Here is a 27,000-nt window from a genome sequence, read left to right as displayed (position 1 = left end):
TTATCCATGTTTAGGTAACTCGGAATAGAGGATCTTTCCATACTGATTACGTGGGATTTCCTCAATCCTGATAATCTTCATGCCCTTTAAGTTTAATTTTTCCTTAATAATTTTTTTAATTGGGACACCATCATCTTTTAATGTGTAAATATACATTTGGTCATCCGTCCCAGCGCTGATACAATCATGACCATGTTCAGATAAAAATCCTTCCACCTCATCAAGACTGATACGGTTCCCATAGAGCTTAATCATTCTTTTGATTCGGCCACTTATATAGAAATACCCATCCTCATCAAAGTAAGCCAGATCACCTGTATGCAAAATGCCTTTATTCCCATCTTCTTTCGAAAGATCGAATACCGACTCCGCATACCCCAAAGAAACATTTGGTCCTTTGTATATCAATTCGCCCTTAACGTTAGGCTCTGTAATTGGGTTACCATTATCGTCTTGCAGAATCAGCTCTCCTCCTGGAATGGCAATGCCAATGCTTCCGACTTTTTCAAGATTTTTTTCCCATGGTAAATAGGCCATACGCGCCGTTGCTTCCGTTTGACCGTACATGGAAAAGAATTGGATCCCCTTCTGATTGCATACGTTAGCAAATTTCGCCGATAGAGTGGAGCTTAGTTTCCCACCTGCTTGAGTCAGTTTTTTTAAACTCGGAAGATCAAAATCTTCAAACTTCAGCCTATCAAGCATCTCATATACGAAAGGAACTCCTCCAAAAGTTGTTACTCGCTGCTCCCTACATAAGTCCCAAAACTCTTTTTGCATAATAGATGCATCCGTTACAACGATCGTCGCCCCGCATATAAAATGACTATTGATGATAGAGAGGCCATAGGAGTAATTCATTGGAAGTGTTGTAATAGGTTTATCCTCTGCATTAATATCAAGGTACGTTGCTATCGATTCAGCATTTTTAAAAATATTTTCATAACTTAACCGAACAAATTTGGGGCTTCCAGTACTTCCAGAGGTTGTTAATAGAAGCGCAAGACTTTTATGAAGGTTATGTTGGAAAGATGACGGACATCTAAATAACGTGTAATCTCCGAATTCAAATGTACTTTCCATTTCACTTAATAGATCTTGATTTTCGCTACTCGCCCAAATGTAAGTAGGCTTATAAAGGTTAATCAATCTGCGAAGCTGATCCATATGGATCGAAGCGTCCAAAAGTACAGGAACAACTCCACCTCTAATAAAGCCTACATAACCAAATAAAGATTCTTTATTATTGGAACATAAGCAAAAAACGAGCGTTCTTTCCCCTACTCCTGCACAAATAGCATCAGCAATATCTAACATTTCAGAATAAGAATATGGTCGTTCAGCATATACAGCGGTGAGGTTCGCAAACTCCTCCATTTTTTGAAAACTATTCATTAATAAAGTCCACACCTAAACGTTTCAATAACTCAATTCCTGATAGGTAAGAGTTGAACTCTGTAATCCATTCTGAATCTATTGAGACATCAAAAACATCCTCCATCTCAGAAATGAGGGCCATATGTCCAATTGAATCCCACTCTCTAACTGCTCCAAGTGCTAAATCTTCATTTATATCATTTTCCTCTATGTCCAGCGCATCGATAAATGCATTTTTATATTTCTCTATATTTTTCATATATTTACACCCTTTCTATCCTTCACACCTCTGTGAAGATCTTGGTTACTACATTCATATTTTATTAAGATAGTAAATTCTCCATACTTATTGATAATAATAATCAATTGCACATAAAATTTTAGCATACCGCTTTTTAAAAGGTCAACCACTCTTTGATGGTATTTACCCCCACTGAGTCACGTATTCATTGAATTAGTTCTTTATTTTAGTATAAAAAATAGAGAAACGAATAATTCGTTTCTCTAAAGTGTGTTCGAATTTAGATTACACCGCTTCTGTCTGCTTCCACTTCTTCCCCACCTGTACGAACAAGAGCCCCAATTCATGGTGATCCCCTTCGTATAACGCAGATTGAGAAAAACGTGTTTCACCGTTTGCATCAACGACTTGCAGTTTGCAAAAAGCCCTGTTTTGTTGAAGTGCTTCGTAAAAATTTGAAACGGTATTTACCGGTATATTGTTCACTTTTGTGATGACCTCTCCAATTTGAAGATTCATTTTTTCAGCTGGACTGTCCGGAATCACCCCAAGAATGACGAGTCCTTTATCACGTTGAACAAAGATCGGTTGGTGCTTCTCGTCCTCTGTTTTGGCTCTATAATTCAGCCATTCTCTACCTACTACAGCAAAGACTGCTGCAAGGATGGCGGCATTTTCCCACCAAAGGCTTCCAGTTCCGGTCATTAATATAACAACGGCAAGCAGAACCAATTGTCTACCAACAATCGGGATAGCATCAAGCGGTAAGCTTGCTTTTAGTCGTTGATAATAACCCATGCTGAATGGAACAAGCCACAAGGAAAGCGTGTGTTCTCCCATTTGCAGGACAGGCCACCAATCAAAGCTTGTCTCAATTCCCCCCGAACCAACAGGCACAAATAAGAATAACGGAAGAATCCACACTCGCTGGACAACATGTGTGCCAACAGGCAACCCGCGCTTACTTTTCTGAAGCTGTGGAGAGGTCTTTGCAGGTGCCTGCTTCCAAACGAACATACCTTCAGCAACCATGAGTATCCCCATCAGTATGGCAAGTGTCGGTAAATGTGTTGCTTCTACAGATTCAGCCAGGCGCTGAATAATGGTGATACCCGTTTCCAATCTTGGAACAAGCACAACTGCCAAAATAGTAAAACCGAATATGTAGGCAGTCGAGAGCCATCTAGGCTTAATGAAAAGGGTAAAAATGATGCTGAATAAACTGAGAAGCACAATCGTCCCAAACGGAATGATCACTCCTAAACCAATTGTCAGCACAGATAAAGCAAGTCCCACAAAAAGACTCTTACAAGCCTTTTGAAACTCTGTCAGGCCGTATTCCACTCGTATATGAAAGTCATGGCGTTCTCTTTTGACGCGAAAATATCCTAATACTACTGCAACGGCTAAGGTTACATAAAGGACAGGGTGGATGAAAAGGCGTCCCACTCCTATCAACAATTCCCAAAACCATGAATCCATCACCCGATCACCGCCTAAACATACAAACTTTTCTTTTATTTTACCACAAAAAAGTCAGCTCCCACCATAGTGGAAGCTGACTGTGTTAATTTATTTGGCTCTTTTCTCAAAGTGTGTTGTTATTCACTAGTAAAAAGTCTGCAATTGGACTTTTTACAGTTTACATACTCTAAAATAAGCGTGTAGTATTTTTAGTATAGCAGAGAAAAGAGCACGACAGTAAGGAATATAACGGTTGATTTAAACCTACGAAAAATCAACAAAGTTTACGAAAACAGCCATTTATTTCAGCAATGTTTTGATTGCTTCTTTCAGTTGTACATCATTCTCTTTCGCACGTACTGCTTCAAGCAATTGCGCTTGCAGCTGTTCTGCTGTCTGGCTGTCAACTTTTCCAGAATTGGATAAGTCGTTTTCAGCTTGGAAAGATTTCACGGCATCTTCCGTTTCCTTACTAAAATACCCATCTTCACGTCCTGGATCAAAGCCAAGACCTTTCAGCATCACTTGTACGTTCTTTACTTTTTCACTATTTGTATCCAGCGCCAGCTCTTCATCTTCTTCCATGCTGATTGGATTCGCATAGAAGTAGTCCGGCTGCTTAACAGGAATTGTTGGCTCCACTCCATCGTTATGGATCCAGTTCCCATCAGGTGTCAACCACTTATAAAGGGTCAACTTCAGGTTACTTCCATCACCAAGTTCTAACGCTTGTTGAACGGTTCCCTTACCAAATGAAGCATCCCCTATCACTTCATAGTTGCCCGCTTCTTTTAAAGCACCTGCTAAAATTTCAGATGCTGACGCACTTCCTTTATCAATTAAAGTCACAATTTCATAAGGCTTTTTCTCCGTTAAAGAAGAGAAGAAACGCTGCTTTTCGCCATTGCGCTGCTCAATCTGAACATATGGCTTTTCCTTCGTGACAAGCTCAGCAGCAATGATCTGAACTTGATCTAAAAGGCCTCCTGGGTTACCGCGAACATCGACCACTAAGCCATCAATGTTTTGCTCTTCCAGTGCTGCTAATTGCTCTTGAAAGTCTTTCCCGGTATCTTGTGAGAAAGAAGTAATCTGGATGTACCCAACTTTCTTTCCATCCTGTTCAATTGTTTCAGAATACACCGTTTCAATCGGAATCGTATCACGTGTCACTTCTACATTGAACGGTTCCTGAACGCCGGGACGCTGGATTTCAAGTGTTACAACAGTCCCTTTCTCCCCACGGATTTTAAGTACTGCTTCGTATAAATCTAAGCCTTCTATGTCCTGGTCATCCACTTTAAGGATTTGGTCATTTGGTTGCAGTCCAGCCTTTTCAGCCGGAGAACCACGGAATGGAGACACAATGGTCACTTTCCCGTTCTGCATGCCGACCTCTGCCCCAATTCCTTCAAAAGAAGATTCGAGCGACTGTGTGAATTGCTCTGCCGTATCTTTATCCATATACACGGAGTATGGATCTTCCAACGTATTGACCATCCCTTGTATGGCGCCTTCAATCAGTTTTTCTGATTCTGTTTCCTCCACATAGCGGGAAGAAATGATTTCATATGCTTGTTGAATCTTTTCCATCTGTGCCGCCGTTTTTTTCGGCGATTCCTGTGGTGCAGCTTGCTCTGTGTTATCAGTGAGAGGATTTTGCACGGAAGGTACCGCTGCAGCCGGTCCATGCCCGAACCATTGTAACCCTGCATACATTCCCGCCGCTCCAACTAGAACTGATACAACCATTAATACTGTAACAATTTTGCGATTCATGAAAGCTCCTCCTCATCCTATACCCCGTACCGAACGATAGATATGACGCAATTGTACCATAGCCGGCGTTGGTTGAAAATTATTAAAACTTATGTAAGTGGCTACAGTGTGGGGGACGTGTTCTTAGAAAGCCTGTCCCACTTGCCAGTTTCTTCGTTCCTGAAGCAAAAGGCATCACACGGGAAGTGCAATGCCTTTTATAGTTTAAGTATATGTGATAGGTGGACATATTATGTGATGGAATCAGGAAAAGTAAAGGAAAGCAGAAAAAAACACAACCCCGCCGCCTTTACTAACAGCGAGATTGTGTTGGCTAAAAATTAAAAGTTGATATAAGACGCAGGGTTCACTGCATTAGATTTAGATCCATTCCAAGAACCTTTATGCAATTCAAAGTGTAAGTGAGGACCAGTTGAGAATCCAGTGTTCCCCATGTTACCGATGAATTGACCTTTAGATACGGATTGTCCTGCACTTACTCCCAAGCTTTCCAAGTGAGCATAAACAGTTGTCCAAGTTTGACCATCAATGTAGTGTGTGATGAAAACTACATTACCATAAGAGCTGGAATAGTAAGCCTGGAATACTGTTCCGCTACCTGCTGCTACGACAGGTACATTTCCGCTTCTTCCGTTTTTCCCAACATCGATTCCATAGTGCTGGGAGCCCCAACGTGTACCGAAACCAGATGTTACACTACCTGTTGTCGGTCTTGTCCAAGATCCGGATGAAACTGGTGGTGGCGGTGAAGTAACATGTTCAGGTTTTGGTTCAGGCTCTCCTTTAGCCTTTGCTGCTGCAACAGCTGCTTCGTGTTCTCTTTTGCGTTGCTCTTCAAGGCGTTTTCTTTCTGCCTCTTGTCTAGCACGTTCTTCTGCTTCACGTTTAGCGCGCTCTTCTGCTGCTTTAATTTCAGCACGGATTGCTTTTTCCTGAGAAGCTAATACTTCCGCTTCATTTTCAAGTTCATGAAGTTCGTGCATCGTTTCTTTTTCTTTTTTCTTCAATTCAGCTAAAAGCTTGTCTTTTTCAGCAATTTGACTTTTAAGTTGAACTTCCATGTTCTCTAAATCGACTAGTTGTTGTTCTAATGAAGCTAGCTGCTCACGCATTTCTAGTTCTTTTGCTTCTAGTTCTTCCATGTCATTTTGATGAGCTTGTAGAATATCACGATCGGCTTGAACAATTGTTGCTACCGCGCCAACGCGGTCCAGAAAATCTCCAAAGCTTTGTGCACCTAATAATACGTCTAAGTAGTTCACGGCTCCTCCACCTTGTTGGAAGGAACGAGCGCGATCTTCTAGAAGCTCATTTCTTTTAGCAATACGCTCTTTTAGTACTTCAATTTCTTGTTTAAGTTTTTCAATCTCTTTACGAGTTGTGTCTATCTCTTCTTTTTTAGAGCTGATTTTATTTTTCGTTTCTGCTACCGCTTTATCCAGGCGTTCAACTTCTGCTCTTATTTCCGCTTGCTCCGCCTGAAGTTGACTAACCTCATTTTGTTTCTCATTTCTCGTAGATTCATTTGATGATTGTTGATCTTTCACTTCATTCAGCCTTTGTTGCATCTCATTTGCAAAAGCTTTTTCAGATAGTCCCGAAGCGAAGAATCCGGAAAAGCCAATGACTGCAGCAATAGCGATTGTACCAATCTTTCTTCTCATCCCTTACTTCCCCCTAAACTCTTATGTATCCCAACAGGAACAAATTGGTTGTTCCCATCAGGTTTTCTGTATTTTTTAAGCGGGTATTACAACTATAGCAATCTCTTAAACTCGTAGGAACTTTCGAACAGACATCATGCTTCCCCACATTCCGATAAACGCACCAATCGCAACTAAAATTCCGATAACTTGGAATGCGAACGGGTAAAATGGAAGCAGTTGGATAAATGTACCTTGAATTCTTGGTTGAACAAGATCTATTAGATAATAATAAGATGTTAGGATAATACCAATCGGAACGAAAGAACCGAGTATTCCTAACCATAAACCTTCTAAGAAGAATGGCCAACGGATGAACCAGTTTGTTGCTCCAACCAATTTCATGATCTCAATTTCTTTTCTGCGGGCAAAGATGGTAATTTTGATTGTGTTGGAAATTAGGAACATTGCCGTGAATACTAGTCCAAGGATTAGAGCAAGTCCAACGTTTCTTGCAATCTCAAACACTTTGAATAATCTTTCCACCGTTTCTGCACCGTAGATAACTTTATGTGTAAATTCCAGCTCGTCAATTTTCTTGGCTGCTGTAATGGTTTCTTGTGGTGTTGCTGTCTTGATGATGAAAACATCATATAATGGATTATTTTGTTCAAACAGCTCAAATGCTCCGCCGTCCTCACCAAAACTATCCACCAGGCCTTTCAACTCTTCCTCTTTAGAAGAAAATTCGATTGTTTCCACTTCAGATATATTTTGTATCTGTTGTTTCAACACTTCTTGATCTTCTTTAGTGGCCGTCAAGTCAATGTGTACTCTAATCTCGACATCACTTTCAATTTCTGATGCGACATTGTTTAAGTTCATCATTAGTACCAAGAATACACCAACCAATAGGAGGGTAACTGTTACAGCACTGACGGATGCAAATGTCATCCAGCCATTACGCGCTAAGCTTTTAAAGCTTTCCTTAAAGTGTCGCAGTAGAGTTCTAGGCTTCATAACCGTAGTCCCCCTCTGCTTGGTCACGCGCGATCTTCCCATTTTCAATTGCAATTACACGCTTCTTGATTGTGTTTACAATCTCGCGGTTATGCGTGGCCATTACTATCGTCGTACCTTTTTCGTTGATTTCTTCAAAGATGTTCATAATTTCCCATGAGGTGTCAGGGTCAAGGTTACCTGTCGGCTCATCGGCAATCATTACTTTCGGGTTATTAACTATCGAGCGTGCAATCGAAATACGTTGCTGCTCTCCACCTGAAAGTTCATTTGGAAGATGACGTGCCTTGTGCTTCAGCTTAACAAGATCAAGTACTTCCATGACACGTTTTTTTATATTTTTAGGACTTTCTTCTATTACTTCTAAGGCAAAGGCCACATTTTCATAGACTGTTAGCTGAGGTAGAAGTTTGAAATCTTGAAATACTACTCCTATGCTTCTTCGAAGTATAGGTACTTTGTTTTCCTTCAGTTTTGAAAGATTGACTCCGTCTATCACAATATTTCCGCTTGTGGGCTTTTCTTCTCTGTACATCATCTTGATGAACGTAGATTTACCGGCTCCACTTGGACCTACTACATAGACAAATTCGCCTGCTTTTATTTTTATATTAATACCATCCACAGCTTGTACGCCGTTAGGGTATTTCTTAAATACGTCTTGCATTTCAATCATTTAATCACCTGTTTGGGTCAAAGATTTGAATCATTGCATTTCTTCTCTATTCTAAAAATGAGTCAGAAATATTCATTAAGCAATTGCGGAAGTTCTATAAGACTAGTACATGAAATTTGCAATATGTATATTTATCTAAAATTTCCGCATAAATTCACTTTTTTATTATATCATCTATTTCGACAAAATAAGAGTTTTTATTATTACAGTTTCTTTTCAAATCTAAGTCATTGTTGGTAACATAGGTATATTTTTCCTAAACATAGAAAACTGTCGAATGAAATTTGTCGATTTTTATGGAGAAAGAGAAAAAAAACACCTTCGGGGGTCAGACCCCCGAAGGTGTTTTTGAAGTTCTGTCGAATACTATAAGGTTATAATACAACACCTTATTGTTATTCTTATTATTCGATTGTTAGGAGGTCTTCACTGATAACGTAGTTGGATTCGCCTTTTTTGGCTGCATAGCCGACTACTGTGTAGCTTCCTGGTTCTAGAACGGTTCCATCCACTAACGTTCCGTCCCAATTATGATAGTTGTAGCCTTTTCCTAAATCTGCATCGTAGAGAGCGTCACCAAGGTATGTGCTTAGGTCAGCTGAGTAAACCCAAACTTGGTATTCTTCCGCTCCACCTGGTAGATAGGAATAGAATTCGAATTCATTGTTACCTAATGGTGTAACACCAAAGTGAGTAAGACGAGGATAATCCGGCTCGCCTACAAATAGAATAGTAGGAACTTGGATTTCCGTGTCACCTTCTGTTACTACTAGATGCCCTTCATAGTAACCAGGCTCAAGTTTAGACGCATTTACTTGAACATTCACATTTACTTTTTGAGTCTTCCCAGGGTTTACACGAAGGTTTTTACTTGTACTTACCTTCACGTGTTTACCTACTTCATTTTTGAAAGAGAATTCCATGTTGTATTTTTTTGCTTTGTCAGAAAGGTTTTGGATTTCAAATTGTTGACGTTCTACTTGCTTACCTTTCTTCTTATCAAATACACCGAAAGAGTAGCTGCCCGGATTCACAAGCGTCTCAGCTTGTAATGCTTCAACCACACGAATGCTTCCTGCACCTTGAGAGTTGTGTGCATATTCTTCACCTGTTGCTGGATCAATCAATTTTTCCGCTGTGTTCATTAAGGCAGATTTCACTTCATATACGCCCCACTCAGGGTTTGCTTCTAAAATGACTGCTGCTGCACCTGCTACATGAGGGGAAGCCATACTTGTTCCCTGCTTAGAACCATAACCATGAGGATTTTCAGAATTATGTGTTGGTACCGTACTTACAATGTCAACACCCGGTGCAGATACATCCGGCTTAATCATCCATGTATCAACTACAGGACCACGAGATGAGAAGTCAGCCATTGTTTCACCGATTGTCTCTGCAAATTCAATTCCAATCGTCACTTCATTGTTTCCATTTTCTAATTCCTCGAGCATTTTCGCACCATCAACATCATCTAACTTTAATGTAGGAACAGCCATTCCAGGAATGTAGAATGGGATTTCCCCTGCTCCACTATTGTAGATAATTGCGCCAACAGCACCTGCTGCTTTTGCTGCATCTGCTTTTTCTACAAATGGTATAGCCCCACGACTAATTAGAGCAATCTTTCCTTCAACATCAATGTCTTCAAAGTCTGCAGGAGTTCCTAGACCCGCATCTACAAATTCCAGAGTTTGTCCATTTAAAGAAGTTAATGCTTCATCAGAAGAGAAGCCCATTACCTTAGAAGTTGGATAAGTTACACCTTCACTTGTAAAAATAGAAGCATCATATACGTTGTAAGGAAGCTGAGTAGCCCCTACAGAGATTGCTTCACGGGAAGTTCCCGGAGATCCTACTGTCCAGTTGTTAGGACCAGCGTTTCCATTTGATGTTACAGCTACTACTCCATCAGCCATCGCTTGATCTAGTGCAATGGAAGTTGCCCAGTCAGGAGCGTTTAAAGAGTTACCTAATGAAAGGTTCATAACATCTGCACCATCTTGAACTGCACGCTCGATTGATGCAACTACGTTTTCAGTGGATCCGCTGCCCCCTGGGCCAAGAACACGGTATGCAAGTAATGTAGCGTTTGGTGCTACACCTTCAATAACTCCGTTCGCTGCAACTGTTCCTGCAACGTGAGTACCGTGAGTTGTTTCAGCTCCACGAGGGTCACCCTTTGGAGTTTCTTGTGGGTCTGAATCGTTATCTACAAAATCCCATCCTTTGTAGTCCCCAAATGCATGTACAAGATCCGGGTGAGTATAGTCAACACCTGTATCAATGACTGCAACTGTTACACCTGCTCCTGTAAACCCAAGGTCCCATGCTTCGTTAGAACCGATGAATGGTGCAGAATCAGCCATTGCTGGACTATAAGCTTCTGCAGGCACTAATTCTTCGGTAGTAGTATATTCCACGTTCGGATATACTGCTTTAATGCCAGGAGTCGCTAGTAGACTAGGAATCTCATTTGCAGGAATCTCAAGTGAGAAACCGGAGAATACGTAGTCATACTCACGTTCCACTTTACTTTTAGAAGTGCGGTCTGCCACTTCGTTTTTTACTTTATCACGAGCACTTTTCAGGTTCTGCTTAGACTGCTTTTTCCCTTTTTGCTTCGCTTCAACAATTGATTCTTCTTGTAATTCGACAATAACTTTAACTGCTTTGGAGGAAGATAAATCAAAATCTCCTTTTAAGGTTGCTAACTCAAGGTTTTCTTTCCCTGTGTTAGCAGAAACACCGTTTGTAGCAAAAGTACTGAAAACAAGTACTAAAACTAGCAAAGGCATGAATGCTGCGATTAACTTCTGCTTCAAATCATCCCACTCCCCTTTTGTTGTATCTTACGACTTAAGTAAAAAATTCTAGACATATACTTAAGTACCATTTACTTACGTAAGTCCAAAATCTTTACAATCCACATTATATTTTCAAGAATTTAAATTTTCAATATACTTTAGTGTATTAAACGAAGAATTTCGACAATTCAGTTAAAAAGAACTGACAAAATTCCACAAATAACCAACAAAAACACCCTGAATGTCCTATATTAAAATTTCCTATTTAGGTAAAAAGAACATAAAAAGAACCCTCCATTATTTGGAGAGTTCCACACGATTTTATTTGTGCTGTGCCAACCATTCAGCTAAAACAGTTGCGTCTTCTTCTGGTACAAGACCAGCCGGCATGTTTCCTTGGCCGTTATTGATGATGCTTTCAATTTCTTCTTGACTGTATTTGCTTCCTACTTTTTGAAGGCTTGGACCGCTCTTACCTTCCATATTGGTTCCATGACAACCAATACAGCTTTGATACAATTGCTGTGCTTCTTCATTTTCTACCATGGTGAACTCTCCACCACCGGAAGTTTCCTGTTCTTCGTCACCGCCGCCACATGCTGCAAGTGTTAATAGAGAAGATCCAAGTACAAACGCCATAAAATACTTTTTCATAGGTAGGTCCCCCAATTTTGAGATGTAATAATTACCAAGATTGCTTTTATTATATCCTATTTATTCTCTTTTAAAACCCTCACCTAATACTTCAGATGCGTTGGTTACGACCACAAATGCAGCAGGATCAATGGTCCGGACCACTTGTTTCAATTTTGTGAATTCCGTCTGGTCCACCACACACATCAAAACAGGCAACTCGTTTTCCGTGTAGCCTCCATAAGCAGCAAGCTTCGTTACCCCACGGTCGATTTTTGTGAGAATGGCACCTTTAACTTCCTCTTCCTTCTTGGTAATGATGATGGCCATTTTGGAATACCCTAAGCCCACTTGGACGAAGTCAATCGTTTTCGACGTTACAAAAAGTCCGATAAGAGCATACATCCCAAGCTCCAAATCAAATACTACTGCGGCGGAGATAACAATAAGCCCGTCAATCATCGCGACACATGCGCCAAGTGTCAGACCGGTATATTTATGAATGATTTGTGCAGCAAGATCTGTTCCACCTGTTGAGGCACGGCCTCGGAAAACAAGCCCAAGCCCAAGTCCGACACCTATTCCCCCAAACAATGAACCAAGCAACGGATCCTGTGTTGCGGGAGTAACATTACTCGTCCAAAGTACAATCAATGGCAGTGTAATGGTACCAACCAATGTCTTAAGGCCAAACTGTTTTCCAAGAAGAATCACCCCAGCTAAAAAAAGTGGAATGTTAAAGCATAATTGTACAATACCCGGCTCCCAGTCCAAGATCGCTTTCAATATGGTACTGATTCCACTTACCCCACCGGAAGCAACCTGGTTCGGCAGCAAGAACATGTTAAACGCCAATGCCACAATGGCAGAACCCAACACCACATATGTATATTCTTTCACCCGTTGATACACGGGATTCACTTGATACCCATTTCTATTTTTACGACTCAACTTTAAGCCCCCCAGAATCTTTCTAAAATACACACAACGAGCAAGAGTATAGCACGCGATTATAAGGGTGTAAATGGCATTGGTATAACGTGGTAAAGCGTTAACGAACTTGTGTTAAGGAATATATACATTTCCCTTAGATTAACCTTAAGTCTTCACCCTATACTTTCATACATACAAAAACACCCCCAGCCATCACCGGCCAGAGGTGTCCTCAACCAACTATTAAAGTTTCGATCTTAAATAAGCATCTATAAACGGATCCAAATCGCCGTCCATGACCGCTTGTGTATTGCCGACCTCCGTATTTGTACGGTGGTCTTTTACCATGGAGTATGGATGGAACACATAGGAACGGATCTGGGAACCCCAGCCGATTTCCTTCTGCTCGCCGCGGATTTCATCCAGTTCCGCTTGCTGCTCATCCAACTTCTTCTGATAAAGCTTCGCTTGCAACATTTTCATCGCGCGCTCACGGTTTTTAATCTGGGAACGCTCTGTTTGACATGTTACAACCACGTTTGTCGGGATATGCGTAATACGGACCGCGGAATCGGTCGTATTGATATGCTGACCACCCGCTCCACTTGCACGGTACGTATCAATTTTCAAATCTTCCGTACGAATATCAATTTCAATGTTATCGTCAAACTCCGGCATTACCTCACAAGAAACAAAGCTTGTGTGACGGCGGCCGGAAGAATCGAACGGAGAAATACGCACAAGACGATGTACCCCTTTTTCCGCTTTCAAATAACCATAGGCATTGTGACCTTTAATCAATAAAGTCACACTCTTGATCCCAGCCTCATCTCCTGGCAGGTAATCAAGCGTCTCAACCTTGAAGCCTTTACGTTCAGCCCAACGAGTGTACATACGTAAGAGAAGAGAACCCCAGTCCTGTGACTCCGTTCCGCCAGCACCAGGATGCAGCTCAAGAATCGCATTGTTCTTGTCATGCTCACCGCTCAACAATAATTGAAGTTCAAACTTGTTGAAATCTTCCGCTACTGTTTTCACTTCACTGCCAAGCTCTGCTTGCAACTCCGCATCTGGCTCTTCTTTCACCAACTCATAAGTCAGTTGCAGATTTTCATAGTTTTCACTTAACTCATGAAACTGTCCTACAGGTTCTTTCAATGCGTTTGCTTCGTTGATGACCACCTGCGCTGCATTCTGGTTGTTCCAGAATTCCGGGTTGGACATCTCATTATCAAGCTCGGCAATACGACGTTCTTTGGCCTCTAAGTCAAAGAGACCCCCTAAACTCGACTAATCGCTTAGCCATTTTTTCTAACTCGTGACGAATTTCTACTAATTCCATTTATTTCACCTCATAAAATTTTCACTAACACGGATTTTAACCCTTATTAAACGAACAGGGCAACTAATAGTCTATATTATCGTATTTCACTCAAATAAAAAAGTACCTGAGTGATTGTGTTCAACAGATGAACCAAAAAATACGAGCTGACGTGGTTATTTCCTTTGTTACAATAGCTTTTTCAAAAGTTAATCCAAAACACAACCGCTACACTCATTCGGGTAACTCATTTTCTATTTTCAGTTATTCAAACGTTGGTTTAAAAAGAGCTATCTTAAAGTAGTAAAAACACCTTAAAAACGCTATTTCACGCATTATTATACAATAGCTTTTTCAAAAGTTAATCCTAATCAGAACCGCTGTACCTACTGGGGTTCCTACATTTCCATTTTCACTTATTCAAACGTTGGTTTAAAAAGAACTATTTCAGAAAATGTCTATATCCTCTATTTACATGGAAAAAGTGAGGCTGATTAAGCCCCACTCTCCCTAAAACTGCCATTAGTTTCCGCAGCAGTTTTTATATTTCTTTCCGCTTCCGCAGATGCAAGCATCGTTACGGCCAACGTCCATTACTTTTTTTACTGGTTTTTTCTTTGGAGGCTCTCCGCCGCCCTCTTTCGGAACAACGGCTTGGCCTTTTGCCACTTCTTCACGTTGCAAGTTGTTGCGGATTTGTGCCTTCATGACATACTTCGCAACATCTTCTTCAATGGAAGCAATCATGTTTTCAAACATGGCAAATCCTTCGAATTGATACTCACGAAGTGGATCAATCTGACCGTATGCACGCAGGTGTATACCTTGACGCAACTGGTCCATTGCATCGATGTGATCCATCCACTTGCTGTCCACCGCACGAAGAACAATAACTTTCTCAAACTCACGCATTTGTTCCGGAGTAAGCTCTTGTTCTTTCTCGTCATAGCGAGCTTTTACTTTATCGATGATAAGCTCGGACATTTCCTCTGGCTCTTTACCTCGAAGATCGTTCAGCGTAACTGCGCCTTCCTCTAAAAGGTTCGCATCTACATAATCAACGATTCCTTGCAGGTTCCAATCTTCCGGAACTTCCTCTTTTGGTGTATAAAGGCCTACTTGACGTTCAATTGCGGAAACAAGCATTCTTTCCACCACTTCACGCAAGTTCTCCGAATCCAACACTTCAAAACGCTGCTTGTAAATAACTTCACGTTGTTGACGAAGAACATCGTCATATTGAAGAAGCTGTTTACGTGCATCAAAGTTGTTACCCTCCACACGTTTCTGAGCTGATTCAACCGCACGAGAAACCATCTTACTTTGGATCGGCTGCGTATCATCCATACCCAAGCGCTCCATCATGGTTTTCATATTGTCAGAACCAAAGCGGCGCATCAATTCATCTTCCATGGAAAGATAGAATTGCGTCACCCCTGGGTCACCTTGACGTCCGGAACGACCACGAAGCTGGTTATCAATACGACGAGATTCATGACGCTCTGTACCGATAACAGCAAGACCGCCAACCTCCGTCACACCTTCGCCAAGCTTGATGTCTGTACCACGGCCGGCCATGTTCGTTGCGATTGTAACAGAACCCTTTTGACCAGCACCAAGGATAATATCCGCTTCACGAGCATGGTTTTTCGCATTCAATACGTCATGCTTAATGCCGCGTTTTGTGAGGAGTTTAGAGATAACCTCAGACGTCTCAATTGCAACCGTACCAACAAGTACAGGTTGTCCATTTTTATGACGCTCTGCGATATCATCCGCCACTGCATTGAACTTACCTTCAATTGACTTGAAAATAAGATCTGCGCGGTCATCACGCACGATATCTTTATTCGTTGGAATTGCAATAACGCTCATATTATAAATGTTACGGAACTCCTCTTCCTCTGTTTTCGCCGTACCAGTCATCCCGGCAAGCTTTTCATACATACGGAAGTAGTTCTGGAACGTAACTGTCGCAAGTGTCATGCTTTCGTTTTGGATATCCAAGCCTTCTTTTGCTTCAATCGCTTGGTGAAGTCCATCGGAATAGCGGCGGCCTTTCATCAGACGACCTGTAAATTGGTCAACGATGACAACCTCGCCTTCCTGTACCACATAATCTACATCATGATGCATCGTGACATGTGCCTTCAATGCCTGATTGATATGATGGTTCAACGTAACATTGCCGATATCAAACAGATTCTCGATGCCGAATGCTTTCTCAGCCTTCGTAATTCCGTCCTCTGTCAACTGCACGCCTTTTGTTTTCACATCATATGTGTAATCCACATCTTTTACCAATGTACGAGCAAACGCGTTTGCTTTGATGTACAAGGCTGCAGACTTTTGAGCACTACCAGAAATGATCAATGGCGTTCGCGCTTCATCAATTAAGATGGAGTCAACTTCATCAATCACGGCAAAATGGAGTGGACGCTGTACCATCTGCTCTTTGTACAACACCATATTGTCGCGCAGGTAATCAAATCCGAACTCATTGTTTGTACCATAAGTAATGTCTGCTTTGTACGCTTCAATTTTTTCATCACGTGACAGTCCATTCAGGTTCAAACCAACAGTCAGACCAAGGAACTCATAAAGCTGACCCATTTCTGTCGCGTCACGGCTTGCCAAGTATTCATTGACCGTTACAACGTGGACGCCTTTTCCAGTGATTGCGTTAAGGTAAACAGGCATCGTTGCCGTTAACGTTTTACCTTCCCCCGTCTTCATCTCGGAAATGTTTCCTTCGTGTAAGGATACGCCCCCCATGAGCTGTACTTTATAAGGATAAAGTCCGAGCACACGTTTAGAAGCCTCACGAACGACTGCAAATGCTTCTACCAGCATGTCCTCTAGCTTCTCACCTTTTTGGTAACGGCCTTGGAATTCAGCCGTTTTCTCTTTAAGCTGATCATCCGTAAGCCTTGCCACATCGGCACTTAGGGAATCTATCTGATCCGCCATCTTTTCCAGACGTTTCAATTGACGCTTATTCATATCAAACACTTTATTTAATAAACCAAGCATACAAACGCTCCTCTGTAACTATAGTCTTATAGCCTAAATAATATATAAATTTTAACACTTATTGGGGGTGGGTACAACTTAAAGGAGAATTTGCAGACAGTCTTTTCTGAAAATAATTAGGAAATGACAATATAATCGAGGTTTTTACATTTCCCGAGAAATAATGCTGGGAGAAAAAGTCGAACAAAAAGAAAAAGACCCTGTAGTCAGGGCCTCTTCTTATCAATAAGACTCAATTAAACCATATTTCCCGTCGTTACGCTTATACACCACATTCGTTTCATTCGTCGCAGCGTTTAAGAATACGAAGAAGTTGTGGCCCAGCAAGTTCATTTGAAGGATTGCTTCCTCGCTGTCCATCGGCTTCAGGTTGTAGCGTTTCGTACGAACCAAGTCTGCTTCGTCCTCATCATCCTCAACTGCCACTTGGGCTGGTGCTCCGTTATCAATCACTTCGTTAAATAAGTATTTAGGTGAACCTGTATCGCGAAGCTTACGGTTTACCTTTGTTTTATGTTTTCGTATTTGTCGCTCTAGTTTATCTACGACAAGGTCTATCGCTGCATAGAGATCATCGTGACTTTCTTCTGCACGTAACACTAGGCCTGTCATAGGAATGGTCACTTCAATTTTTTGTTGGTTGTTGTAGACTTTCAGATTCACTTTGCATTCTGCATTGTCTGTGGAATCAAAATAGCGTTCAATCTTTCCGATCTTATTTTCTACATAATCTCGGATTGCTGGAGTTACCTCAATGTTTTCACCGCGTACGTTGTACTTCATAAATCGAACTCCTCCTTTTGTTCCTGTTTGGATTTTCATTGCATCCAAACAATCTGCCTACGTTTCCTTCCTTTGATTTGATTGTGGAAGGTTAAGCTTGCATTAAGCTTATGTAAACATATTTCTACAATACCCAACAGAATTCCTGCCTAAACGTAAAAGAATTATTAAGAATTTGTGAATGGTTTTGGGTTGGCTTGTTCTTGTGGGGTGAAACAAGTATATGCGTATGGGTGGGAAAACTTTCATGAAAAATTGAGATGGTATCTCGTCTACTTCCTGTTTCCTTTCGTTCCGGGTGTTCGCTTTCCGCGGGAAGGTGGCTGAGCCTCCTCACTGCGTTGCGGGGTCTCAGCCAACCTTTGCTCCCCCGCTGGAGTCGAACACCCTGCACTGCAGGAAACAGGTGGATTTGCATTTACGGATAAAGCCCTTCAAAGCAAACAGATAATAAAAAACCCTCCAAAACTTTGGAGAGTTAGTGGGCGATGTGGGGGAGGATATGGTGTTGGATTTCGTTTTTCCATGTTTCGTATGCTGGTTTGATATAGGTTTGTAGTGCTTCTTTTTCTGGTGCGGTGTTTTGTTCGAAATGTCCGATTTGTTCGAGTTCATCTACAAGGTTACCAAATTGTGCGATGACCTGAAGAGCCTCTTCGTTATTTTCAAAGAAAAGGACGAGGTTCACATGAGCTTCTGCAATTTTACCGATTGCTTCGTAGCTATCCAGCACAACTTGGCGCTTCACAGGTGCGGAGGCGTTTTGATTTTCGTCACTTAAATAGGCAAAAGCCTCTTCAACCGTATCGAGCAGGGCATTATATTTTTTTAACAATAAAAATTCATCTTCTGTCAAATCAGCCATCCTGTGCACCTAGTTTCTTTTGTCATAATACATTCCGTCTGCTGTCGGAGAGCTATACGCTTGCCCATATGCCTTGGCAGTCTTTTTGGATTGCTGGATTTGGGCCCACTCTTGCTTTAACTGTTTATGGAGTATTTCAAGCTTAGGAGTTACCTGTTGGCTGGCTAGCGCAACCTTTTTACCGAGCGCCATCTCTGTTTCTGAAAAAGGTGGGGCAAGACGTTCTAACAGGGAGTCTCTGATCTGCAACACCTTATCTATCTCTTCCAAAAATGCGTCCCGGCTTTCTTCGGCCGGTAAAGGTCCATCAAGCAATGTCAAAAGATGTGTAGTGACTTTATCCAGGTTTTCAACGACGTTCATTACGCCTGTCCACCTTGAACAAATGCCTGCTGGCGGTTTGCCTGAATAACCTGCTTCCAGGCATCACGAAACTCCATCATAAGCCCTTCCACTTCGTCTACAATAGTAGCGTCGTTTTTTAAATTCGCATCAATAAGGCGACGGTTCATATAATCATACATCGTCATCATCGACTTCCCGACATCATGACTCGTGTCCAATGTGACCATCAGTTCCTGAATGATTTTCTGCGCTTTGATCAGGTTTGTGTTTTTCATTTCAATATTCTTTTCTTCCATTCCCTTTTTGGCAAGCTTCATAAACTTGATAGCCCCGTTGTAAAGCATCAACGTCAATTCCCCAGGTGTTGCGGTATTGACGGAATTTTGCTGGTAGGCTTGGTAAGGGTTTTTCATTGCCATAGTTGTTCACTCCTTGTTATCAGCCACTGAAAAATTGACTCATTAATTGCGTGGATTGTTGGTTAGATTGTCCGATAGCTTTTTCCATAGCAGTGAATTGGCGCCAGTAGCGGTCTTCCACTGTTTGCATACGGCGTTCGAAAGCAGAGATGCGTTGGTCGACATTTAATAGTTCACGGCCGATGGTGAATTGCTGGGCAGTGCGGGTTGCGTTACCGGCGCGGGCTTCGATGCCGGAGATGGTGGCTCCTGCTGCTTCACGTAACTTCCTTGCTATCCCAAGTCCTGTTCCATTTTCACCATTCGAAGTGAACATCTGCATTACTGAATTAGGGTCATTAGCAATTGCCGTTCTCAATTTATCTTCATTGATAAGGAGTTTTCCTTTATCACGGTAATTTGCGCTCGTAGTTATTCCCAGTTGTGCCAGCTGATCATATTGTCCATTTAAACCTGAAACAGACTCATACATGGCCGATCTCATTTTACCTAAGCCAGAATTTAGAATAGAATCATTTCGCAATAGTCCACTTCTAGCTTTTTCTTCCCACTGTTCAACCTGCTTTTCCGACAAGGCTTCTTTTTCTTCATCGGACAACGGCTTATAGTCGCGGTAGACAGGTTCACCTGTCTTTCCGTTAATTTTTTCAATCAGTTCATTGTATTTTGTTATATAATCCTTTATTGCATTGAAGGTCTTATCTGTATCGTTCGCCACGTTGATGGTCGCTGACTCACCTGGAGACATATTTTCTTTTAAATTGAAGGTTACACCGTTTATGGTGAAAGTGTTAGAATTACGCTGAGTTGTGACTCCGTTAATCGTAACAGATGCAGCCGTCCCACCATTCTCCTTGCTTTGATCAAGATTCAAGACACCTGTTAAAAACGTCCCTTGAAACTCAATTTCATTACCAGCACCGTTGAAATTACCGGCCTCTCTTTTGCTAAGAACTAATCCACCATTATGCTCATCATAAAAAGCGGTAAGCCCAAGAGAGGAATTGTTTATTTTGGAAACGATTTCGTCCATCGTGGTATCTGCATGGAAATTAAACTCATTATCCTGCGCTTCCCCTGCCTGATTATAGGTCGTGATAGAAAAACGATAATTAGCAGGCACTTCCACCACTGCTCCAGCATCTAAGGTGTTATTAAATACGATTTCGCCTGTCGTTTCATTGTAATACGCTTGATTTTTTCCGGTTTCAAACTGGTCAGCACTGTCCACCATTGTATAGGTAATCATTTCCCCTGCGCTTTTTTTCACTTTAACTAAGGACATATCGTTTCGGTCAAGCCCAGTCCCAACTTGAATACGATCTGTAGCTCCAGTTAGAGTGGTGGCAGGAACGATTGGTGTGAGCGAATCATAATTTGCAATTTCTCCCCTTTGCTCCCATAAGCTTTTAGTTGTATCAAGCTTGTTTGTACCCTCCATCATGGAAGCGGTAGAGCTATTTGTGGCCACTGTTGCTACCTGTGCATCCTTAATACTGTAGGAAACATTTGATGCTGAAGAAGTTGCTGTAGCAGAAACCTTGTCATTTGTAGAAGTGACCTGTTTTTGCGAGTAGGTACGCTGCAATGTCATATCAAAAGAAAGATTTCGGAAATCGTTCAATAATCTATTTGTCTCGCGGTAGTCATCCCGCTTCCACTCTAGCAGCTGCTTCTGCTGTGTCAATTTGTTCATTGGCATACGCTGGGCTTTCATCAGATCACTTACCATCTGATTTATATCCAACCCACTTTGAAATCCAGTTAAGCGCATATCCTTCACCACCTAAATCTTTTTATCAACGAACAACCCCATATACTCGGTCATCGCCGCATACATATCTAAAAATTTCTTGGAAGGGATTTCCCTTAGAACTTCGTCTGTCGCTATATCTACTACTTTTACATAGTACTCCTCAAGCCTTTCATGTAACTCAAATCGAACAGAAACATTGACTGGGTTAACAAACTTATTTAACCCTTCAACAATCTCTTCCATCCTTTCTTCACTTAATTCTGGAAGATTCTCTTTTGTTCTCTGTAAAGATTTTTTCACTTCATGAGATATTGCTTTTTGATTTTGAATTTTAGTTGTATTTTCTACAAATGACCCAGTATTGTTAATTTCCAAGGGGATTCCTCCGACTTAATTTTACTATTATCTAGTTTATTATCGGTTAAACATGAGAATTGTGAAGTGAAAAATTAACATATACTCACCACCAACATCTTCATTCTTAAATAGGAAAAGCTTTTTGCTAGCTCGAAACGTTAAAATTCCCAATAAAAAAAGCCTGCAATAAATATACAGACTCTTAAATAATCAATAATCATTAATACGTTTTTCAGTGACTTAAAACTTTCATCTAATGTAATAATTTATCCAGGTGTCCATCCCTTGATTGTTATTCACGAGGATATATTCATTGTATTCGTTGGGCAACCATACACCAAACATGTTAGTAAACTTTATTTTCAGATTATTCATTTTGCATAAGTCAAATATCTCATCTAAAGTAACACTATTATCTATTATTTGCATTTTTTCAGGAGTTGTTTCTCTAAGAAAATCATTATATTGAGGGTCAGGTACAGTTATATAGACAATTCCACTATCAGTTAAGTGTTTACTTATGGTACTAAACAAGTCCTTGTATCTATCTCTAGGAATATGTTCCACTACATCACATAATGTTATTACATCAAATTTTTCATCCAATGAAATGTTAGTAATATCATTCACCAAAAATTCTACATCTTTTACTGAACTCTTGGCGAAATTGATTAATTTTGGTGATAGATCTACCCCTATAACTTTTGATACCCCTAATCTGGAAATGTACTCTGTAGTAATACCTATTCCACACCCCAAATCTAATACTCTATCTCCTTTTTTAACTAATTTCTTTAGTCTATTTTTAATATATTCATGTCGTTGATTAGGTCTTTCTCTATCCTTCTTTAAATGGTCAATAAAATCGTCATAAAATTCTTGTACTTTTTCTATGTTTATTATTTTTTCCTTCTCCACTACTTTTTCGTCATCGAAACTATTTACATCACTTAATAGTACATTTTTAATAGAATCTAATTGTTTTTCCAAGGAATAGTTTTTTTTAATAAAATCATAGTATTCTTGACTAGAATAATCTCCTTTTATCGCCTCAATAAAGTCATTTACACTTTTGTAAGAATATTCAATCGGATAATGTTCTTCAATACCTGGATAGGCATGCACAACTGGTTTGAGTCCACAACTCATACCTTCCATAATTCCTACTGGGTGGCCCTCGCTTATACTACCTGTTACCAGATAATTTTTATCAGCTAACCATTCAGGAAGATTCTTATTTTCAATAAATCCGTCGAAAAACACTTTTTTCTCTAAACCTAACTTTTTTACCATATTTTTCATATAAATCTCCAATGTACCACGCTCCAAATCTCCCGAAAAATCTCCTGCAAAGTACAATTTGTATCTAGAATCAACTTTAAGTAATTCATGGAAATAATGAAGAATAAGCATTGGATTTTTTCTCATATTAATGTGGCCAAGTACAGCCAAGTTATACCCTTTTTTCCTATCTCTGTATTCAAATCTTGTCTGATTAATACCATTAGGAATTATTGATATTTTTTCTTTAGGCAAACTTATTCTTTCTTTTGCAATTTCATATATGTGATTTGACACAAAAATTAATCTATCAATATTTTCCCAAATAACTTTTTCAGGATTTGTTGTAAATACCTCATACCGATGTAACCTGCAAATTATTCTTCGTGTCTTTGCAACCTCAAGACTACTTCCATATTCTAGTAACTTATCACACCAATCAAACCAACAAATATCAGCCCATTTCATCCCTTCCTCTACTTGCATTAGATCAGTAACAATAATTTTCCTGATTTCATAATCTTCTTTTAAACCATTAATAATTTCTTGTAGAAATTTATCTCCACCGTGAATAGAGAAAAAAACGAGTTTTTGCTTTTCTTGATAGTCTTCTGTAACTTGATTTATGTATTGTTTAATTTCATTTTTTAATGTAGCATCAGTGCAACAATTCAATGCTTTTTTAAAATGAATTAGTGCAGATTTTGCGTCTTTTATATTAAGATATGAATATCCGAGATTATAATGGAGATCCATATTGTCATCCCCAAACTTCAACCCTTCTTGAAAGTAATAAATAGCTCCTTCGTTGTCATTTTCCAAGATAGAGATTATCCCTAACCAAGAATATACCTTCATGTCATATCCATATTCTTGTATGTATATAGCACTCAGATCTTTAGCCCTTTCAGTATTTCCATTATCAATTGTTTCTTCTATTTCTTTTTTTAGATTTTTCTTACTGTCTTGTTTTTTATTGAAAACTTCTATACTTTCATCAAAAGTCTCTGTCAATTCCTTAGTAAGACTCTTTCGTTCATATAATTTAATTCCATCACTAACTGGAAAATGATTTTCTTCTAATGTTAACCATTTTTTATAATACTTAAAAATAGCCTCTTCTATTCCTTCAATATTGTGAAAGTCAACATTCTGGCCTCTATTATTTTGGTCTATTATCTTTTCAACTACCCCACCTGAAGGCGCTAAAGAAATGATTGGTTTTTGAAATCTTAAATATTCAAACATTTTACCAGGATACATTCCATTATCTTTATTGTCTGGTCCTACGACAAGTAGTAATGCGTCAGATTGATTTGCTAATTCAAGACTTTCCTTATGGTTTAGATAGCCTTTAAAATCCACAACATCTTCAAGATTCAACTCATTTATTAGTTTTAACCAGGTAGAATCTTTTTCAGACCATGTAAATACCATTTTAATTAAGTTTTTCTCTATTATTTTTTTTGAAATAAGATTATGTATTGCTCTTAGAATAGTTTCTGGTGTTCGTACTGAATAAAATAAACCATTATGAACCATTGTGAATCTCTTATTTCGTGGCAGAACTTGTTCTAAATTAATGAAGTCTTCCTCATCATAACCATTTGTAATAGTATTCACTTTTTCACAATCCAGATTAAAATTATCTATATAATTTTTAGTGGTTAACGGTGTAGTTGTAACTACCTTATCAGCCTTTCTTAGAATTTCACTTTCAATTTCCATACTAGTTTTATAGAAAATGTTACCCTTATCACTAACTTGAAAGTATGGATTATTGGACCATTCATCCCTAATGTCGATTACCCATGGTTTATTGTGTTTTTCTTTTAAATAATAGCCTATAATATGATCTGAATATGGTCCGGATGTAGAATATATAAGATCGAAGTTTTCTAACTTAATCTTTTTATCCAAATTCTTCAAGACCACATTTGCCCACATTAAATATTGATCTGGTAATACTAACTGCACTAATTTTTCCTTATTTTCATTTAAAAACCTCAAGTATTCTTTCAATAAATTTTTGTTGGAAACCACTCCATTTAATAATGAAAGTAATTCCTTAATATTCTCATTGTTTATGTTATCTGGCTCATCAAATCTTATGACCTCTATATTTTTAGGAATTTGCTCAACTAAAGTTTGATCAATAAAAGGGTATTTGGAATTCCCTACAGTAACAACTGTTGGTTGCCATCCGTTTGTCTCTAAATACTTTACAAATTTCAGTGTACGTTGTACACCAGATCCGCCTATAGGTGGGAAAATATGTGCAATGATTAGTACTTTTTTAAGTTGTTTCATATTGTTGATTCCACCTTAACATTAAGAAATTGTGAGCTAGGGAATGAATTTAATATACTTTTAATGTTTGACGCCTCAGATTTATTAAATTTAATATACAATTTGTATAATTTGAAATATACGCTATAGCCCTCTTGCACATTGAGTACGGATGAAAAATAAAATAAAGATTGGTCAAAGTTATCATTTGTATAAAAAATATCTCCAAGAAGTTCCATCACTTTAATGTTAAGAGGGTCCTTATTAATTATTTCTAATAGTAATTCTGCCGCTTGCTTGTAGAATCCATAATTATATAAAATTTTCGACAAATTATATTTTCCATTAGAAGTTAGTCGTGGGACCAATTTCGAAATTTCAAAAAAAGTTTTGTATTCTTTTAATTTTAATAATCCTTCGCTAATTTCCAGGAAAACCTTTTCAATATTCCCAGGAGTTTCATTAACTTTATCAAACTCGTGATTTGCCATCAAACAATAAAACTTTTTCTCTTCTGGACTACATTCCAATTTTAAAATAAGTTCTTTGCTCTTCAAAATAATGGATAAAAGTAAGACATCCCTTTTATTTTCTTCCGGTATATTCTTTTGTTCATTCCAGAGTTCTAAAGCTAGATTATATTTTTTTCCATACATATAAGCCACAGCCAATACATTATTATTTATATTTAAATTAAATTTTTGAGTATATATAAACAATAGCGGATTTCTTAAAAAATAAAGGCTCTGAACGGTGTTTAAAATATCTTCTCTAGTTTCTATCTTATGAACACTTGATAATACATTAAAAATTTCATTGGCCTCAATATTAACTTCTGTCATTAGCCTTACATATTTTTCTAACGCTTGATAAAAGCCGTGTTTAGATTTGATAGCAAACATTAAATTTTCTAATGCACCAATTCTATCTCCTTTTTTAATTAATACTTCACTTAAATAATAATAAGACCAGTAATCTCCCACACCTTCGGTTGTGGAAGAATTTTGCACTTCCCCAATGCTTATACATTTTCTGAAAGATTCTTCAGCTTGTTCCCAATAATCTAGTTCAAAGTAAACTCTGCCCCGAATAAAATGTATATCTGTATAATTAGGAAATAGGAATATAGCATCTTCTGAAACTCTAAGAGCTTCAATATATCTTTTTTGTTGGCGTAAACAATCAATGATGTGAAATAATAATTCGTTCTTATAATTGCTAAGTTTGCTGAGGTTAAAGCTATTCTTAAAGCACTCTAAAGCATCGTCAATTTTACCCATTTGCTTATATTGTTTCGCTAGATTAAAAAAATTATAACCCGAGGGATTGCAAGATATTTCTTTTAATAACAATTGTAAATTTCTTTGGATTTTATTCCTTTCAGTAACAACTTCCTCCTTATAACCCTCATGGTTAATTAAAAAATTCGTATAGCCTCGTGAATAATTTTTATTCGTTTCCTCAATATTAATATGCTCGTGAATTTTCCCAAAATATCTTAAGCCAATATTATTTTTAAATATGCGTATTGCTTCATGATACCTAATAAATCCAGCAGATGAAAAATTCTTGATCTTTGTGACGTAATAATCTCTACGTTCTTTTAAATCCTTAAGAATACTGCCATGTAACTCAATACATTCATCTGCATCTAAAATAAGTATATATTCCTTTTCTGCATAATTTATTGCATGGTTTCTTGCTTCAGAAAAGTCATTATTCCACTCGTATTGATAAATCCTTGCTCCAAATTCTCTCGCAATGTCCAGTGTTGCGTCTGTTGATCCGGTGTCAACAATAACAATTTCGTCGACTGAATTCATCACACTTGTTAAGCATTTTTTAAGGTACTTTTCTTCATTTTTTACAATCATACATAAAGATATAGTAGGTGTTTTACTCATATGAACCCTCCAAAAAATTACGAGTGTTTTATTTTAGTTTCTAACCAAAGAATAAGCATCATATTAATCATGGT

General features: G+C 39.0%; 21 protein-coding genes. 1 reads left to right on the top strand and 20 read right to left on the bottom strand.

Translation table 11 applies throughout. The features are described 5' to 3' along the window. The 4 genes from LC091_RS11245 to LC091_RS11230 all read right to left on the bottom strand — a co-directional run bounded on the left by LC091_RS11245 (position 1) and on the right by LC091_RS11230 (position 4,861). Complete coding sequence (locus tag LC091_RS11245; protein ID WP_226682089.1) at positions 1-1,395, bottom strand: AMP-binding protein; 1,395 nt, start codon at positions 1,393-1,395, stop codon at positions 1-3. Further along, positions 1,388-1,636, bottom strand: coding sequence for an acyl carrier protein (locus LC091_RS11240; protein WP_226682088.1), 249 nt, complete (start codon positions 1,634-1,636; stop codon positions 1,388-1,390). Before LC091_RS11240 ends, LC091_RS11245 begins: the two co-directional genes overlap by 8 nt. A 267-nt stretch (positions 1,637-1,903) precedes the next feature. Continuing rightward, a complete protein-coding gene (locus tag LC091_RS11235) occupies positions 1,904-3,100 on the bottom strand; it encodes a PDZ domain-containing protein (protein ID WP_226682087.1) in 1,197 nt (398 codons plus the stop codon). 282 nt (positions 3,101-3,382) lie between these two features. Next, complete coding sequence (locus LC091_RS11230) at positions 3,383-4,861, bottom strand: S41 family peptidase (protein ID WP_226682086.1); 1,479 nt, start codon at positions 4,859-4,861, stop codon at positions 3,383-3,385. 72 nt (positions 4,862-4,933) lie between these two features. On the opposite strand from LC091_RS11230, the gene LC091_RS11225 reads away from it, so the two are divergent. Beyond that, positions 4,934-5,185 (top strand): hypothetical protein, encoded by a 252-nt coding sequence (locus LC091_RS11225; protein WP_226682085.1) that lies wholly within the window; start codon positions 4,934-4,936, stop codon positions 5,183-5,185. On the opposite strand, the gene LC091_RS11220 is transcribed toward LC091_RS11225, so the two are convergent. The 16 genes from LC091_RS11220 to LC091_RS11145 form a co-directional block, all read right to left on the bottom strand. Continuing rightward, complete coding sequence (locus LC091_RS11220) at positions 5,182-6,525, bottom strand: murein hydrolase activator EnvC family protein (protein WP_226682084.1); 1,344 nt, start codon at positions 6,523-6,525, stop codon at positions 5,182-5,184. The genes LC091_RS11225 and LC091_RS11220 overlap by 4 nt on opposite strands. A 105-nt stretch (positions 6,526-6,630) precedes the next feature. Beyond that, on the bottom strand, positions 6,631-7,524 hold the full coding sequence (gene ftsX / locus LC091_RS11215; protein WP_226682083.1) for a permease-like cell division protein FtsX: 894 nt from the start codon (positions 7,522-7,524) through the stop codon (positions 6,631-6,633). Further along, positions 7,514-8,200 carry a cell division ATP-binding protein FtsE gene (ftsE, locus tag LC091_RS11210; protein ID WP_226682082.1) on the bottom strand — a complete coding sequence of 229 codons (687 nt, stop codon included), beginning with the start codon at positions 8,198-8,200 and terminating at the stop codon, positions 7,514-7,516. The genes ftsX and ftsE overlap by 11 nt, the downstream gene beginning before the upstream one ends. 404 nt (positions 8,201-8,604) lie before the next feature. After that, positions 8,605-11,025, bottom strand: coding sequence for a S8 family serine peptidase (locus LC091_RS11205; protein ID WP_404819678.1), 2,421 nt, complete (start codon positions 11,023-11,025; stop codon positions 8,605-8,607). 303 nt (positions 11,026-11,328) lie between these two features. Beyond that, positions 11,329-11,661: a cytochrome c551 gene (cccB, locus tag LC091_RS11200; RefSeq protein ID WP_226682081.1), complete on the bottom strand. Its 333-nt coding sequence runs from the start codon at positions 11,659-11,661 to the stop codon at positions 11,329-11,331. Positions 11,662-11,721: 60 nt separating this feature from the next. Then, on the bottom strand, positions 11,722-12,591 hold the full coding sequence (locus tag LC091_RS11195; RefSeq protein WP_226682080.1) for a YitT family protein: 870 nt from the start codon (positions 12,589-12,591) through the stop codon (positions 11,722-11,724). 225 nt (positions 12,592-12,816) lie between these two features. Continuing rightward, positions 12,817-13,915 (bottom strand): peptide chain release factor 2 gene (gene prfB / locus LC091_RS11190; RefSeq protein WP_223491262.1). Its coding sequence is split into 2 segments (ribosomal slippage): positions 12,817-13,842 and positions 13,844-13,915, totalling 1,098 coding nucleotides; the frame shifts between segments, so codons are not numbered across the junction. Between the two features lie 501 nt (positions 13,916-14,416). Then, positions 14,417-16,927: a preprotein translocase subunit SecA gene (gene secA, locus LC091_RS11185; RefSeq protein WP_226682079.1), complete on the bottom strand. Its 2,511-nt coding sequence runs from the start codon at positions 16,925-16,927 to the stop codon at positions 14,417-14,419. Positions 16,928-17,149: 222 nt separating this feature from the next. Beyond that, positions 17,150-17,710, bottom strand: coding sequence for a ribosome hibernation-promoting factor, HPF/YfiA family (gene hpf / locus LC091_RS11180; protein ID WP_226682402.1), 561 nt, complete (start codon positions 17,708-17,710; stop codon positions 17,150-17,152). Positions 17,711-18,188: 478 nt separating this feature from the next. Continuing rightward, positions 18,189-18,575 carry a hypothetical protein gene (locus LC091_RS11175; RefSeq protein ID WP_226682078.1) on the bottom strand — a complete coding sequence of 129 codons (387 nt, stop codon included), beginning with the start codon at positions 18,573-18,575 and terminating at the stop codon, positions 18,189-18,191. Between the two features lie 9 nt (positions 18,576-18,584). Beyond that, complete coding sequence (locus LC091_RS11170; protein WP_226682077.1) at positions 18,585-18,938, bottom strand: hypothetical protein; 354 nt, start codon at positions 18,936-18,938, stop codon at positions 18,585-18,587. Further along, the gene (gene fliS, locus LC091_RS11165; protein ID WP_226682076.1) at positions 18,938-19,339 is read right to left on the bottom strand and encodes a flagellar export chaperone FliS; all 402 of its coding nucleotides are present in this window, start codon (positions 19,337-19,339) and stop codon (positions 18,938-18,940) included. Before fliS ends, LC091_RS11170 begins: the two co-directional genes overlap by 1 nt. A 19-nt stretch (positions 19,340-19,358) precedes the next feature. After that, on the bottom strand, positions 19,359-21,113 hold the full coding sequence (locus LC091_RS11160; RefSeq protein WP_226682075.1) for a flagellar hook-associated protein 2: 1,755 nt from the start codon (positions 21,111-21,113) through the stop codon (positions 19,359-19,361). A gap of 12 nt (positions 21,114-21,125) precedes the next feature. Continuing rightward, entirely contained in the window at positions 21,126-21,470 is a 345-nt protein-coding gene (gene flaG, locus LC091_RS11155; protein ID WP_226682074.1) for a flagellar protein FlaG, read from the bottom strand. 231 nt (positions 21,471-21,701) lie between these two features. Next, positions 21,702-25,043 (bottom strand): glycosyltransferase, encoded by a 3,342-nt coding sequence (locus LC091_RS11150; RefSeq protein WP_226682073.1) that lies wholly within the window; start codon positions 25,041-25,043, stop codon positions 21,702-21,704. Further along, positions 25,040-26,926 (bottom strand): glycosyltransferase, encoded by a 1,887-nt coding sequence (locus LC091_RS11145; RefSeq protein WP_226682072.1) that lies wholly within the window; start codon positions 26,924-26,926, stop codon positions 25,040-25,042. The genes LC091_RS11150 and LC091_RS11145 overlap by 4 nt, the downstream gene beginning before the upstream one ends. Positions 26,927-27,000: the final 74 nt, after the last annotated feature.

Origin of the sequence: Sutcliffiella horikoshii (genome assembly GCF_020524325.1) — a bacterium.
Classification (GTDB): domain Bacteria; phylum Bacillota; class Bacilli; order Bacillales; family Bacillaceae_I; genus Sutcliffiella_A; species Sutcliffiella_A horikoshii_D.
Note: the sequence above shows the minus strand (reverse complement) of the source record. Positions and strands in the feature narration are given on the sequence as shown.

Coding starts and splice junctions, on each gene's coding strand:
- LC091_RS11245 (WP_226682089.1), bottom strand. CDS start 1,395: ATGAATAGTTTTCAAAAAATGGAGGAGTTTGCGAACCTCACCGCTGTA.
- LC091_RS11240 (WP_226682088.1), bottom strand. CDS start 1,636: ATGAAAAATATAGAGAAATATAAAAATGCATTTATCGATGCGCTGGAC.
- LC091_RS11235 (WP_226682087.1), bottom strand. CDS start 3,100: ATGGATTCATGGTTTTGGGAATTGTTGATAGGAGTGGGACGCCTTTTC.
- LC091_RS11230 (WP_226682086.1), bottom strand. CDS start 4,861: ATGAATCGCAAAATTGTTACAGTATTAATGGTTGTATCAGTTCTAGTT.
- LC091_RS11220 (WP_226682084.1), bottom strand. CDS start 6,525: ATGAGAAGAAAGATTGGTACAATCGCTATTGCTGCAGTCATTGGCTTT.
- ftsX (WP_226682083.1), bottom strand. CDS start 7,524: ATGAAGCCTAGAACTCTACTGCGACACTTTAAGGAAAGCTTTAAAAGC.
- ftsE (WP_226682082.1), bottom strand. CDS start 8,200: ATGATTGAAATGCAAGACGTATTTAAGAAATACCCTAACGGCGTACAA.
- cccB (WP_226682081.1), bottom strand. CDS start 11,661: ATGAAAAAGTATTTTATGGCGTTTGTACTTGGATCTTCTCTATTAACA.
- secA (WP_226682079.1), bottom strand. CDS start 16,927: ATGCTTGGTTTATTAAATAAAGTGTTTGATATGAATAAGCGTCAATTG.
- hpf (WP_226682402.1), bottom strand. CDS start 17,710: ATGAAGTACAACGTACGCGGTGAAAACATTGAGGTAACTCCAGCAATC.
- LC091_RS11175 (WP_226682078.1), bottom strand. CDS start 18,575: ATGGCTGATTTGACAGAAGATGAATTTTTATTGTTAAAAAAATATAAT.
- LC091_RS11170 (WP_226682077.1), bottom strand. CDS start 18,938: ATGAACGTCGTTGAAAACCTGGATAAAGTCACTACACATCTTTTGACA.
- fliS (WP_226682076.1), bottom strand. CDS start 19,339: ATGGCAATGAAAAACCCTTACCAAGCCTACCAGCAAAATTCCGTCAAT.
- LC091_RS11160 (WP_226682075.1), bottom strand. CDS start 21,113: ATGCGCTTAACTGGATTTCAAAGTGGGTTGGATATAAATCAGATGGTA.
- LC091_RS11150 (WP_226682073.1), bottom strand. CDS start 25,043: ATGAAACAACTTAAAAAAGTACTAATCATTGCACATATTTTCCCACCT.
- LC091_RS11145 (WP_226682072.1), bottom strand. CDS start 26,926: ATGAGTAAAACACCTACTATATCTTTATGTATGATTGTAAAAAATGAA.